The 13,662-nt window shown below is 35.0% G+C and carries 12 protein-coding genes and 1 pseudogene; 7 read left to right on the top strand and 6 right to left on the bottom strand.

Annotation, left to right across the window (positions count from 1 at the left end):
* Positions 1-93: 93 nt before the first annotated feature.
* The 3 genes and pseudogenes from LC087_RS02370 to LC087_RS02360 all read right to left on the bottom strand — a co-directional run bounded on the left by LC087_RS02370 (position 94) and on the right by LC087_RS02360 (position 3,048).
* A complete protein-coding gene (locus tag LC087_RS02370; protein WP_226538898.1) occupies positions 94-888 on the bottom strand; it encodes an ABC transporter ATP-binding protein in 795 nt (264 codons plus the stop codon).
* Positions 863-1,869 (bottom strand): annotated as a pseudogene (locus tag LC087_RS02365) (ABC transporter permease). Before LC087_RS02365 ends, LC087_RS02370 begins: the two are co-directional and overlap by 26 nt.
* Positions 1,870-2,049: 180 nt before the next feature.
* Entirely contained in the window at positions 2,050-3,048 is a 999-nt protein-coding gene (locus LC087_RS02360) for an ABC transporter substrate-binding protein (protein ID WP_226538896.1), read from the bottom strand.
* A 250-nt stretch (positions 3,049-3,298) separates the two neighbouring features.
* Between LC087_RS02360 and LC087_RS02355 the strand changes: the two genes are divergently transcribed.
* Positions 3,299-3,814, top strand: a complete 516-nt coding sequence (locus LC087_RS02355) for a gamma carbonic anhydrase family protein (protein ID WP_226538895.1) — start codon at positions 3,299-3,301, stop codon at positions 3,812-3,814.
* Positions 3,815-3,906: 92 nt separating this feature from the next.
* Here the strand turns inward: LC087_RS02355 and LC087_RS02350 are convergent, their stop codons facing one another.
* Positions 3,907-4,728: a hypothetical protein gene (locus LC087_RS02350; RefSeq protein ID WP_226538894.1), complete on the bottom strand. Its 822-nt coding sequence runs from the start codon at positions 4,726-4,728 to the stop codon at positions 3,907-3,909.
* A gap of 246 nt (positions 4,729-4,974) precedes the next feature.
* Here LC087_RS02350 and LC087_RS02345 point away from each other — a divergent pair, with 246 nt between their 5' ends.
* A complete protein-coding gene (locus tag LC087_RS02345; protein WP_226538893.1) occupies positions 4,975-5,487 on the top strand; it encodes a GNAT family N-acetyltransferase in 513 nt (170 codons plus the stop codon).
* A 14-nt stretch (positions 5,488-5,501) separates the two neighbouring features.
* On the opposite strand, the gene LC087_RS02340 is transcribed toward LC087_RS02345, so the two are convergent.
* Positions 5,502-6,875: an MFS transporter gene (locus tag LC087_RS02340; protein WP_226538892.1), complete on the bottom strand. Its 1,374-nt coding sequence runs from the start codon at positions 6,873-6,875 to the stop codon at positions 5,502-5,504.
* Positions 6,876-7,073: 198 nt separating this feature from the next.
* On the opposite strand from LC087_RS02340, the gene LC087_RS02335 reads away from it, so the two are divergent.
* Positions 7,074-9,230, top strand: a complete 2,157-nt coding sequence (locus LC087_RS02335) for a DNA topoisomerase III (RefSeq protein ID WP_226538891.1) — start codon at positions 7,074-7,076, stop codon at positions 9,228-9,230.
* 89 nt (positions 9,231-9,319) lie between these two features.
* Here LC087_RS02335 and LC087_RS02330 read toward each other — a convergent pair whose 3' ends face one another.
* Positions 9,320-10,507 carry an ETX/MTX2 family pore-forming toxin gene (locus LC087_RS02330; protein WP_226538890.1) on the bottom strand — a complete coding sequence of 396 codons (1,188 nt, stop codon included), beginning with the start codon at positions 10,505-10,507 and terminating at the stop codon, positions 9,320-9,322.
* A 509-nt stretch (positions 10,508-11,016) separates the two neighbouring features.
* Here LC087_RS02330 and LC087_RS02325 point away from each other — a divergent pair.
* Genes LC087_RS02325 through LC087_RS02310 form a run of 4 tightly spaced genes read left to right on the top strand, consistent with a single transcriptional unit; the run spans position 11,017 to position 13,610 of the window.
* A complete protein-coding gene (locus tag LC087_RS02325) occupies positions 11,017-11,328 on the top strand; it encodes a GntR family transcriptional regulator (RefSeq protein ID WP_371932644.1) in 312 nt (103 codons plus the stop codon).
* Positions 11,325-12,212: an ATP-binding cassette domain-containing protein gene (locus LC087_RS02320; RefSeq protein ID WP_226538889.1), complete on the top strand. Its 888-nt coding sequence runs from the start codon at positions 11,325-11,327 to the stop codon at positions 12,210-12,212. Before LC087_RS02325 ends, LC087_RS02320 begins: the two co-directional genes overlap by 4 nt.
* A complete protein-coding gene (locus LC087_RS02315) occupies positions 12,193-12,930 on the top strand; it encodes a hypothetical protein (RefSeq protein ID WP_226538888.1) in 738 nt (245 codons plus the stop codon). The genes LC087_RS02320 and LC087_RS02315 overlap by 20 nt, the downstream gene beginning before the upstream one ends.
* A complete protein-coding gene (locus tag LC087_RS02310; RefSeq protein ID WP_226538887.1) occupies positions 12,927-13,610 on the top strand; it encodes a hypothetical protein in 684 nt (227 codons plus the stop codon). Before LC087_RS02315 ends, LC087_RS02310 begins: the two co-directional genes overlap by 4 nt.
* Positions 13,611-13,662: the final 52 nt, after the last annotated feature.

Genomic DNA, 13,662 nt, shown 5'->3' with positions numbered 1-13,662 from the left:
TAAGTGAGGACATAAAGTGATGCACCTTTCTTGTATGCGCTTACATAAACTAGACAACCATATACTAACATTACTAGTTAGTATTGGTCAACATTATATCAGTAAGGTTCGGTCAGAAACGGCATTTCCACCTTTGATTTTTTTAAACTCCTCCAAAAGTTCCTCAGTCGTTAACCTAGCTTTCTCTTCCTCGGATACTTGGAGTATGATCGCGCCACGATCCATCATGATTAACTTATTACCAAGTTCCAAGGCTTGGTACATATTATGAGTAATCATAATGGTCGTTAAACCGTACTTCTCAACAATTTCTTTTGTCAGCGTTGTAATAAGTTCGGCTCTTGATGGGTCTAAAGCAGCTGTATGTTCATCTAACAATAAAACTTCTGGCTCTGTAAATGTTGCCATCAATAAAGATAAAGCTTGTCTTTCCCCTCCTGATAATAAACCAACTTTTACATTCAAGCGGTTTTCAAGTCCTAACTGTAAATCAACTAAAAGGTCTTTGAAATAAGCTTTTCTTGACTTAGTGACTGCTTTCTTAATGGTTCTTCTTTTATTGCGTGAGTAAGCCATGGCCAAGTTTTCTTCAATCGTCATATTAGGTGCAGTTCCTGCCAAAGGATTTTGAAAAACACGCCCTATAAATTTCGATCGATCAGACTCCTTCATATATGTGACGTCCTGCCCGTTTATATATATATTGCCGATCTCTGGATTTATCACACCTGAAATGACATTAAATAATGTAGACTTCCCTGCTCCATTACTACCGATGACGGTAACGAAATCTCCCTTGTCAATCTCCAGTGAAACATTGTTTAACGCCCTTTTTTCATCAGGGGTATCTTGATGAAATAGTTTATGAATTTGATTTAAATGAAGCATCTTCTTGTCCACTCTCCCCTTTTAGAAATTCGATTCGTTTAGATTGCCTTTTCTTTTTCAGATTATGTTGCTCAATCATTTTTGGAATAACTAAAGCGAAAATAACGATCGTTGCAGTAATCATTTTCATATCACCAGGCTGTAAAAACTCCACTCTTAACGCGATACTTATGACCATTCGATATACAATTGCTCCTATAATAACGGCTAAGGTAACTCTCATCATTGACTTTTTTTCCAATTAAAGTTTCTCCAACAATGACGGATGCTAAGCCGATAATAATCATGCCAATTCCCATGCTCACATCTGCAAAACCGCCGTATTGAGCAATTAACGCTCCTGACAATGAAACAAGGGCATTGGACAAACCTAAGCCTAGAATGATTAACATGTTCGTATTGGCAGAAAAACTACGAATCATGTTTGGATTATCACCAGTTGCTCTTAAAGCTAAGCCGATTTCTGTTTGCAAAAAATAATCCATCAAAAGTTTTATAACAACGATAAAAAAAGATCATTACAAATAGAACATTCCACGTTTCAGGTTGAAAAGAAAGAAAAGAGGTGAATGAATCTACCATTTGATCAATTTTCCTCCCAAACCAGCTATTTTCTAATGTTGAAAACAGGGTGTCTTGATTGAGTAAAGGAATGTTAGGTCGCCCCATAATGCGTAAATTGATTGAATATAAAGCAATCATCATTAATATTCCAGATAACAAAGCATTGATTTTTCCAACTGTATGCAATAAACCCGTTAAACAACCAGCCATAAACCCTACAAGAATAGCGATGATGGTGGATAAAAAAGGGTTTACTCCATTGATTATAAGGACAGCCGATGTGGCTGCCCCTGTGACAAAGCTACCGTCCACTGTTAAATCTGGAAAGTCTAATATACGAAAGGACAAGTATACTCCTAGTGCCATAATTGCATAGATCATTCCAATTTCAATTGCTGAATAGATAGATAGAAGCATAGGTTTCTTTCCTTTCAATTTTTTTATAGAAGAGGTTGAAAAAAGTCCTACGATAGTCTAGCATCATCATTATCCACAGGACGTGGACTTAGTTGATGTTCGGGAATAGTGATTGAACCATTTTGTTAGTGCGTTTTTCAGAGTCTTTTTCCTTACTTTTTAAACACGCACTAGAAGAAGTTATTCTCCTTCATAATAATCGGCTTTTTCATTCCACTCCTCTTTGATGGTAATTCCTTGCTCTTCTGCTGCCTTTTTATTAATTGTTAGTTTGACATCAACGTTAGGTGGCTCAACATCCATTTCTGAAGGCTTTTTGTTTCCTTCCAAAATTTCAACTGCCATCAATCCTGTTTGATAGCCGAGATCTTTATAGCTAAACCCAGTAGCAGCAAAGGCTCCTTTCTCCATCGAGTCCAGTTCACTAGCGAATAACGGAAGATCATTTTGATTCGCGACGTCAATTAAAGACTCTAAAGCTTGAACAACCGTATTATCTGTAGGAAAGAAAATTGAATCTATACGACCGACCAAAGATTCTGCTGCTTGTTTCACTTCTGATGAGTTTGATACGGAAACTTCTACAAGTGAGGCTCCCTCTTTCTCCAACATTTCTTGGACCTGTTCAACTTGCACCTTTGAATTTTGTTCTCCAGCATTGTAAACAACACCAACCTTTTTCACTCCAATTTCCTCCAACATAAACTCTATCGTGTTACTCATAGCTAAAGGATGTGTGTCTGATGTTCCTGTAATGTTCTCACCTGGTTTATCAAAAGCTTCAACAAGCTCGGCACCAACTGGATCCGTAACAGATGTAAAAATAATCGGTATGTCTTTCGTAGCATTTAACGCACTAATGGCACTTGGTGTAGAATTGGCAAAAATTAAGTCGACTTGATCTCCAACAAAGTTTTTCGCAATTGTATCACTATTAGAGATCTCACCTTGAGCAATTTGAAGATCATATTTAACATCCTCCCCTTCGACCAATCCATTTTCCTCTAATGCCTTTTTGAAACCTGTGAAGGCCTCATCTAAAGAAGGATGTTCCACAATTTGAGTTACCCCAATAACATACTCATAGTTAGATGATGAACTGCTTTCACTTCCACAACCCGATAATAGCAATACACCTAAAACAAACGATAAGACTAAGACACTCCATCTTCTTTTCATGACCATCCCTCTTTTCTCTCTTCATTTAATGTAAATATGGTACCACTGTCATGAATGCCCAGTCAATAAATATTCTAAATATTAAAATTATTAATATTATTCAAATTATAAATTGCTTGTATAAATCGTTAAACATATTTCATTTAATAAATCGTATACATAGAGATAATAGAGGTTGTTCAAAAGGTCCTTTTTTTCCCTACTTTTTGAACATGCACTAATAGAATATTTCAATTGGGAGGGATTACCTTTGAAGCATCAATATAATGGTATTGAACCATCTATCCATGAAACGGTCTTTGTGGCCCCAGGAGCTCATATAATTGGGAATGTGTCCATTGAAAGATATTCTACTATTTGGTTTAACTCCGTGTTACGTGGAGATGAAGGACCTATTAAGATTGGAGCTAAAACAAGCATTCAGGACAATGTCACGTGTCACCTTTATGAAGGCTCTCCTTTATCTATCGGAAATGAAGTTACAGTCGGTCACAATGCCGTTTTACATGGTTGCACAATTCATAATCGTTGCATAATTGGCATGGGCTCTACCATTTTGGATGGAGTAGAAATTGGTGAAGAAAGCATCATTGGAGCAAATACACTCATTCCATCTAATAAGACGATTCCACCTAGGTCATTAGTGGTTGGATCTCCTGGAAGAATCGTTCGTCAAATTACAGAAAAAGATTTAGAACTTATTAAACTATCGGTTGATGTTTATGTTCAAAAAGGAAAGGACTATCAATTAAAACTCATAGACTAAACATTTCTTAAACAATACAAAAAGCAAGTGAAGAATAAGTTTCCCATCCTCCACTTGCTTTATTCTTAAGATCTTTAGTTATTTCCCTCCTACTAGAGGGCTGGTTTTATACGACGGAAAGAGTTTTCCGCATTCATCGTATGAAGCTGCCACATATGCCAGAAAGTATAAGGAACAATTAAGACAAAGTTGATGATTCCCCATACTTTTAATACTTGTGGATCATACCAACTAGATGTATTCATTACTTGTGGGAACACATCGTAGCAAGCACGTAACAATAAATGTGCCGCTAACGTAAACATACGAGCTGTAATGTATAATTCAGGTCGTTTCTTCACAATAGGATAAATTTCAGCTACTAATAAGATACACAATGAACTACCAAAATAAACTGGACTTTCAGCGAAAACGAAACATGCATTCCACGTTGTATAAAGGAAGTTCCAAGAAGCGGTTGTAAAACCAACTAAATCTCCGTAATGCGTTTTTGTAATGGACCAAAACTTCGGTGCAAATGGGATCGTTACACATAGTAAGAAACCTGTTGCTGAGTTGAAGTAGTTTCCGAGCTGAGCATCTTTAATGGTTGCTTCTAAAATGTTTAAAAACAATATACCATACGGGAACCATAAAAATTTGTCATTTTGGAAAAACTTCCAAAACTTACCCTTGCGTTCTTCTATAACGGAAACACGGGCGATCGCAATGATGATCGTTGGAATGATTACGCTTAATATTTTAACCCAGCGAAACCATCCTTCTACTCCTCCCATCATCCAAAGCGGAAATGTGAATAAAGTAGCGATCCAAAAATAAAGGGAAGCCTTGTAATGTTTACGAAAGATGTGAATGATAAACCAAAGTAATGCAAAGTATAGCGGCATAGAAATAATATGAGGCCAAAAAGCCATGGTAACCACCACCTGTAAGTTTTTAAATTAAGTATTTGTTTCTCTTTATATTTCTAATATAACATAAAGGTTGTCCATTTTGAATGATCAATATTTCACAAAGATGACAAGTCCGTGAACGTTTTCTCCAAATGGTCAATATCTATTTTTTTATTACGTTTTATTTCTAACATATAGTGTTTACCTCATCCTTCTTTGTAGAATTTCCCCCTACCTTTTATTATACTTACAAAAAGAGGTGAAATTATGCAATTAATTAAACCAATGATAGAAGTAAAAGAAGCTTATTTAGATTTTTATCATGAGTGGATGGAAAGTGGAGAAAAAATTGTTCCTTGGAGTGTTAGTGAGGACCCGAGCAATTTTAATACCTTATTAGACTTTTTTAAAAAACAAGAACTAAAAGAGCACACCTCTTCCTCTTTTGTCCCGAACTCCACTTTTTTGCTTGTCAATGATGAAGGAAAGATAGTAGCTGCTGCCAACATTCGTCACAGATTAAATGATAAGTTAAAAACGAAAGGTGGACACATCGGTTATGGGGTGCGACCTTTGGAACGTGGAAATGGATATGCCAGCAAGATTTTAGCTCTAAGTTTAGAAAAAGCGAAAGAAATGGATATTAAAAGAGTACTCGTTACTTGTGATGAAAAAAAACTTGCTTCAAAGAAAACCATTGAGAAAAACGGAGGAAATTTGGAGTCAAGATATACCGAAGAAAATGGCAATGTGGTCATGCGTTTTTGGATTGAACAATAATTCGCTTAAGCGAATTATTGTTCTCTCACTATTTCATTTGAAGGAAAATGACGTTTCTTCTTTGTAAAACTATACGAAAAGAAAATAAACGCAATAAGAGCAATCATCACTAATCCAATTAAAACATTACTATATATAAAGCTTTGTTCATGGCTATTAAATAAGTTTAAATGTACCGAAGTCGTTTGCTGATCTAAAATTTTCCCGATAATAGTACTACTTAAAGCCCCAGCGGTAAAGTTTAACAAATTAAATAAGCCTAATCCTACCCCTTGCTGATGACTTTCTAAAAAATCTGAAAGCAAATCAGCCGTTGAGCTTTGCATTAATGGGAATCCAACATAAGCGACCATTAAACAAATCGCTAAAAGCCATGGGAAACTTCCTGCAAACGTTGATAATAAAAATAGACCTGAGCTAATTAAAACAAGAGCTGTCTTTAAGACAGGAATTCCCCCTCGTCTATCAATAATTGACCCGATAATTTGTCCGACCATCCCTGATAAAAAGGCACCTGGGAACAAAACAAAGCCAATGCCAATCGTAGATAGATGATAAACGTCTCTGAGCATAATAGGCATCAAGAAAATCAAACCAAATAATACAGCTGTACTTAGAAAACTCGTTAAGATTGTCATCAAGTAATTTTGATTTTTAAATAGCAACGGATCAATAAATGGCTGTTCCACTTTCTTTGTTCTCCAAATAAATAAGCTAAAGAACAAAACAAATAATAGAAGAAAGTAAACATTAAAACTTGTGATATATAGTAATAAATTCACAATGAATAACCCTACTAATAGTGCACCTAAATAATCAATTTTTCCTTGTTTCTTCTCTTCTTTAGGAAGCCATTTCAGGAATAAAGGAATGGTAATTGCTGATGAAACGGCTAATAAAAACATAAATCGCCAATTCAACATTCCCCCGATGATTCCACCGAAAATAGGTCCCACTCCAGAAGCAAACGCCACCGTTGAAGAAATCATCCCGAACACCTTTCCTTTAATATGAGGGAGAAAACGAATCGGTATTAAAAACGCCAAAGCTGGAATAGTCGCCCCTCCTAAAGCTTGGATGATTCTCGCTACTAAAAGCATTTCAAAATTTATCGAAATAAAACCTATAAATGCACCTGTTGAGAAAAGAGCAATTCCAAATGTAAAAATCGTTCGAATTGAATAAATATCTGCTAATTTTCCATATAGAAGTGAGCCAACTGCAAAAACAACAATGTAGGCTGTCAGTACCCAGCTTACTTGTGAAGGTAACAAATCAAAAGATTTAGCGATATCAGGAATCGCCACATTGAACATCGTACCATTTAATACCGAAAAAGCTAAAACCATACAAACTAAAAAGACCAACTTCTTTTCTTGACCTTCCATTTAAGGGTCACCTCTAACTAAGTCATTTCAAATTTACTTTAATTATCATATATTTCGTTACTCGAAATGTAAACTAATATGCATCATTTAAATAAAATTACCATTCGTGAGAAATGACCAGCTACCCATACAAATGAAAATATGCTATAAAGGGAGAGAGCGAAATGGAACGAATTCAAGTTTAGAGAGGATTATTTTATGAAAATTGTGATTGCCGAGAAACCTGATCAAGCGGCGAAGCTAGCAGCCCCTTTTAACCATAAAAAAAAGATCGGATATTATGAAATTACTCCTAACGAGCTTTTCCCTCAAGGAGCACAAATCACTTGGGCAATTGGACACCTTTGTGAATTAAAGCCGCCTGAAGAATATAAACCAGAATGGAAAAAATGGGATATCAATAGGTTACCTATCATGCCTGACAAATTTCAATATAAGGTTTCAAAAAATAAATATAAACAATTTAAGACCATCAAAGACCTATTAAAACAGCCGAGCGTAACAGAAGTTGTGATCGGGGGTGATGCGGGCCGCGAAGGAGAACTTATTGTTCGAACGATTATTAAACTATGTGGTGTTCAAAAACCGATGAAACGGTTATGGATCTCATCTTTAACAGAAAAATCGGTCAAAACTGGGTTTTCAAATCTCCTTACTGAAAATGAAACACGTTCACTATATTATGGTGCATTAAGCAGAGCTTGTGCCGATTGGCTCATTGGTATGAATATATCCAGATTATATACCCTTTTACTGAAAGAACAAGGAGTGAAAGATGTATTTTCTATCGGACGAGTGCAAACTCCTACACTCGCTTTAATCGTCAAAAGAGAACAAGAAATAACTGATTTTAAACCGCAACCTTTTTGGGAAGTAGAAGCAAAATTAACATACGGAGAATACGATATTCAAGCGAAATGGCATTTTAAAGGTGAAACAAAGATCATGGATCAAAAGCAAGCTATAGCGATTGGGGAGTTTTGTAAAAACAAACCGGCATCCGTTGTAAATGTAAAAGAGGAAGAAAAAGTGTACCACCCTCCTTTCCTTTTTAACCTTTCCAGCCTACAAGCAACAGCTAATAAATTGTTTAAATATCCACCACAAAAAACATTAGATATTGCTCAAAAGCTTTATTTGAAAGGTGTTATTTCTTATCCTCGTTCAGACTCAAGTTTTATAACGAAAGAAGAAGCGTTAACGATCCCTATTATTTTTGATCAATTAAAAAGTATTGAGGATTATCAAGCGTTATTACCTGCGCCAATACAATCGATTTTAAGCAACAAACGATATGTGAATGAAAAAAAAGTAACTGATCATTATGCAATTATACCAACGGAACAAGTTCCGAACGTTTCAAAACTTTCAGTTGAAGAAAGAAGAATATTTGACCTTATTGTTAGAAGGTTAATTGCCGCTCATTATCCGCCTGCCAAATTTAGTTATATGACACTCGACTCTCTAGTAGATAGTCGGGCTGAATTTCGATCAAAGGGAAAGAAACTCATTGATGAAGGATGGAGAAAAGTATTCTTTGAAGATGATAAAGAAAAAGACCAACTCCTTCCAGACGTAAACATTGGAGAAAAAGGAAGCGTTGCAAAAATCAACTTACGAGAAAGCATGACGCAACCGCCTAAACGTTACACAGAAGGAAACTTAATTACGTTAATGAAAACAGCAGGAAAACATTTAGAAGATCGTGAGTTAGAAAAAATACTAAATCAAACGGAAGGGTTAGGAACGGAAGCAACAAGAGCAAGTATTATTAATCTATTAAAATCACGAAACTATATTGATATTAAAAAAAACCAAGTTTTTGCAACCTCTAAAGGAATGCTCATTATTGAAGCACTTGGAGAGAATCTTTTAACTTCGGCTAGCATGACAGCAAAGTGGGAACAGAGAATAGCAGAAATTAGTAAAGGTAAAGCCTCTCCTAAAGCTTTTATGGAGCAAGTAAGTAAGCTCGCATTAAAATTAATTGAAGATGCTAAACAACAAAAAGAAACCTGGTCATTTGATCAAGGTCAAGTAGAAGAAATCTGTTCACAATCTACGCAAAAACCATATAAAAAAACAAAAATGAAAGTTGGTACATGTAAACTGTGCGGAGGCTCAATTATTGATTTCGGGAAATTTTACGGCTGTTCAAACTACAAGAAGACCGATTGCAAGTTTTCTATTTCTAAAAAGATCTTAGGAAAAACAATTTCGCAAGCAAATGTTAAAAAAATATTAGACACAGGAAAGACCAACAAAATTAAAGGATTTAAAAAAGGCGACAAAACGTTCGATGCCTCTTTGTCTTGGAATGAAGCAGAAAAGAAAGTCGAATTTCAGTTTAAATAAATCAAGAGCAATTTCAAGCATACTCAAATTTCATAACACCCATAATATTTTTTCTTCAAAGCTACTAACTTAAAACGGCCACTAGTGGTTTAATCTTCTTCTTTAGGTATAATTACTGTGGTCGTTTTGATTATTTCTTTATCTATAGGCTTAACTGGTATCGAGTATTTAATTGAATCATTTCCTTCTCTTGATGCTACCGATTCATCACTGTTAGCATATGAAACCTCTACAATAAAATTTGCGCCATAATTTGACGTATAACTGCCTGTTCCATTAAATAAGAGTTTATTATTTGTTTTATCAAGTGAAAGAGTGTCAGGTAAATCCGATGCTCCCCCAAAGTCAATGGCTTCATAAAAAAATAAATAGGGTGTAAAAACTGTCTTATCAAAAACGCCATCCACCTTCCACTCAACTTGTATATTTCCATTAAGAGCTGCATGTAAATCAACAGTACCAGTTAGTGTTGCTTTTTGTAGATATACATCTACAATTGCTGTTGTATTAGCTGGTACAGAAATATCTTGAGCTGAAGCTGTATAAGAAACTGATGACGAACTTGACGTTGTATCTGTACTACTATAAGAAAAAGTGGAACTTACTTCTCCTCCAAAAATAGTTCCTGAAGCGGATATTTTTGTTCCAACATCAATCCCTTCAGTGACAGTATAGGAGATAGAATCAGTTGTCGTTTTTGTGAAAGATTGTGTTGTCAAGTTTTGAGTATCTGAGCTACTGTTTTTGAGTGTAGAAGTACCCATATATAACATACTTCCTGTATCTTCATAGGAAATATTTGATGATTGCTCTTTAATATATACGTCAGATGCTGTCAAATCATAAATATCTACTGAAGTTAGTTCATATGTGCTTGATTCAGAATATTGACTTGATAGTTTTAAAAGGCCAAGGTATGCATTTGAAGCATATTGATTGACCAGCGATTCAAAATTTAAGATGCTACTCCTTGAAAGTGAGAAATTTGGTTTGTAATGATGACCTCCTTTTTGTTGAACCTTGTTTAAATGATAACTATCCCAAGTTCTTGCCCACTGTCTGGCTTCTGGAAAAGATAAACCATATCTCATCCTCAAAAATGAAATCCTTTCAATTTCCAGTAATTTATTCTTAACCAAACATTGAATATCTTCATATCGAAGGTGAGGGTTAATCTGACTGAAAACTTGTTGAGGTGCTGCTATATAGGTATCCATAGGTAATTGATATAGGAAAGGGTCATTGTTTCCACGTCCCCAATGGTGATGATAAAACATATATCTATATTCCTCCTATTTAAACATTCTTAACATCATATACTACGTCTCAGCGTCAAAATTGGTTACAATGTTGATGAAGACAACCTTATTCAATCTTTCAAATAAACTCCTCATGATTTTCACGAAATAAACGACTCCGCACTAAAGTACGGAGGTTTCTCGTAGGCGGACTGAACCGCCTACGAGTTTTATCGGCTAAAGCCGACTAAAAGAAATGCTACTAAAAGTAGGTGGTTTTATACCACACCTCCTGCTACGCAGGTGCTTCCGCAAACTAAAGCTAGGTATAGAAAATAAAGCCCTTCTAAATGATTCATTTTAACGCTACTTACCATAAGTTTTTTTTTAAGATAAAAGCTAATTTTTTATTGTAAAAACTTCCGTAATAGTATATACTACATTACAACAGTAATGCACTAGGTTATAAGGAGGCGAAACCAATACTTAACTCAAATAGTCCCAATCCTATCTATGTTCAAATCGCAGAATGGATTGAAACAGAAATTTTGAATGGTCATTTTGACGAGGATGAAAAAGTGTATTCTCAATATCAATTAGCTGAAATGTATACCATTAATCCTGCTACGGCCGCAAAAGGGCTTAATCTCCTTTTCCATGAAAAAATTTTGTACAAAAAAAGGGGGCTCGGTATGTTCGTCTCGGCAGGAGCAAAAGAAAGAATTATCGCTAAACGGAAAAATCAAACGTTTGATCGTTTAGTAAAAGAACTCGTTTTAGAAGCAGCACAGCTACAAATTAATGAACAAACATTAATACAGATTCTTAGAGAAGAAATGAAAAGGGGGTCAGAAAGGTGATAAAATGTAGAAATCTAGTAAAAACATACGGATCAAACAAAATCTTAAACAATCTTTCTTTTACAATTGAAGGAAACAAAATAACTGGCATTATCGGAAGAAATGGTGTAGGAAAAACCACCTTGTTAAACATCATTGCAGGTCACATAAAAGAAACAAGTGGTGACATAAACGTATTTTCAGAGAAACCTTTCAACAGTTTAACCGTTTCAGCAAATACGATTTTTGTTGATGAAAATATGACGTTCCCTAAAACGATTCCTCTTGGTGAGGTGTTTGATTGGGGCAAACGCTTTTACCCCAATTGGAACCATTCACTATCTAATCGATTACTTGACTACTTTTCTTTTAATTCAAAACAATATCATCATCAGCTTTCAAAAGGAAAAACGAGTACGTTTAACTTAATTTTCGGTTTAGCTTCTCGTTGTCCGCTGACCATCCTTGATGAACCTATGACTGGAATGGATGAATCCGTTAGGAAAGATATGTATCAGGTCATGGTCAAAGATTTTATCGCTTTTCCACGTACGATTCTTATATCAAGTCATCATTTAGATGAAATTGATAACCTTATTGAAGATGTTCTCCTTTTAAAAAAGGGGCAAGTCCTTCTTCACCAACCGATTTCAGAACTAACAGAATGGGCTGGAGGAATTAAAGGGCCATCCGAAAAAGTGAAGGAGTTCCTAAGCGGAAAAGAAATATTGTTTGAAAAAGAACTAGGAAAAAACACACTTTATGCTGTTGTAAAAAATAACCAGACCTTACAACTAAATTTAGACTCTAGTTTAGAAATCTCTAGCGTGAAAACCAGTGATTTATGTGTATATTTAACGAATGAAACTAAAGGTGGAATTGACGATGTCTTTTCAAATAATTAGTTTACTAGAAACAATAAAAAAACAATTCCTTTTCAAACTAAAGGCAAATATCGATGCATTTAGTTCATTAATTCTCGTTCAATTAGTGGGCATCCTTTTTTCATTAAATGGTGTAGCTAGCTCAGGAAGTGGTGGAGCATATTACAATCTCTATGTTAGCTACTATACAGCTGATATGGTGATTATTTTTACGTTTATATGGGCGTTTATCATCGCTTTAACAGTAACAACGAGACCTTATCGTGCCCAAGACTTCGTATTCATCACAAACCGGTTCACAAGCAACCTTTCTAATCTTCTTTTTATACTCATTTGCTGTCTAATCGGGAGCATCACCTCGATTCTTTCAGGAAACTTATTAAAGCTTATTGTTTATTTTTTTATTAACGATCAATTCGTAAATGTACATGCTACTTTTTTAGAAGGGTTAGTCACTGTTATTGTTCTCTTTTTCTATTGTGGATTAATCAGCTCGATTGGTTATTTAGTCGGCTCGATTGTCCAACTTCATAAAATGTTCGCCTTCATGATCCCTATTGTTTTTTTCGGAACGCTATTTTTATCTGCGAACGATGAAAATTCGATCATGGCTAACACCTTTACATTTTTTATGAAGGAAACCAATAGTGGTTTATTGATCTTTAAAATTGTCATTGTAGCCTCTGTCCTATTCAGTGTTTCCTTTACGATTATCAACCGATTGGAGGTAAGACGATGAATTCATTTATTTGGGCTCAACTCATCACTTTTTTACTAGTACTTGGTATTATCATTGGCGTTATTCATTTTTTTAAAAAATCCACCATTTTCACATTAAAGGCAACAAACTATTGGATCCTTGCTTACGTTGTTGTAATAGTCGCAAGTACGTTATATATGACATTCTTTTTTAACAACGAAGTAAACAAAAGTGAGATCTCCAATACTGACTTTGAAAAGGATTATTCAGCTTTAGAAAAGGGAAACATCGATAAGTTGAAAGAAGAACACTTAAAAGACACATTCGTATTTACCAATTACCAAGAAAAATCATTACACATTGATTTTTCCGAATATTATGCTGACATTTTTGTTGAAAGAAGTACTCAACATAAGGATTTAATTGAAGGGTATCTCTTTTTTGGTTATCTAACCAAGAATGGATATGATTTTTCTAAGTATGTAAAACCGTATCAAGTGAAAATAAGGGATGGTAGGTTGATCATTGTTCCTCAGCATCTTGAAATTGAACTTTCTTTAGGCAGCCTACCTTTTCCTTCAAGACAAATATCAGAAAAAACGTTAATGGATCACTCAGAACAATATGAACGAATGGATATTCAAAGCATTTATTTAATTGTTCCTGCTGATCTTACCATTACATCTAGTGATAATGTTATGATCCAATATATCAATTAGGTAAATCCCAAGTTTCAACTGTATGATTCAAAATTAGATTGATCATTTCAAT

The sequence above is a fragment of the Bacillus carboniphilus genome (assembly GCF_020524035.2).
GTDB lineage: Bacteria > Bacillota > Bacilli > Bacillales > JAIVKR01 > Bacillus_CC.
Note: the sequence above shows the minus strand (reverse complement) of the source record. Positions and strands in the feature narration are given on the sequence as shown.